Raw genomic sequence first — 250 nt, 5'->3', positions numbered from 1 at the left:
CGCTGAATTGGGATGACATTGCTAATGTATTGCTTAGCAAAGGCCGTATTGCAACTGTGGTACGCACCACCAAAGAAACCGACATCAAAGTCACCATTGACCTAGACAGTCAAACTAAGGGTAAGATTGAAACTGGCATTGGCTTTTTTGACCACATGTTAGATCAAATTCAAACCCACGGTAATTTTAAAATGGACGTGCACGTTGATGGCGATTTAGACATCGACGATCACCACAGCGTGGAAGACAC

The 250-nt window shown here is 43.6% G+C and carries 1 pseudogene; it reads left to right on the top strand.

Annotation, left to right across the window (positions count from 1 at the left end):
* Positions 1 to 250, top strand: a pseudogene (locus AAEY80_RS14730) (hypothetical protein); the annotation flags it as partial.

This window comes from Psychrobacter sp. 78a-MNA-CIBAN-0178 (assembly GCF_040309625.1).
Classification (GTDB): domain Bacteria; phylum Pseudomonadota; class Gammaproteobacteria; order Pseudomonadales; family Moraxellaceae; genus Psychrobacter; species Psychrobacter okhotskensis.
The sequence above is the reverse complement of the archived record's forward strand: the minus strand, read 5'-3'. Positions and strand labels throughout refer to the sequence as shown.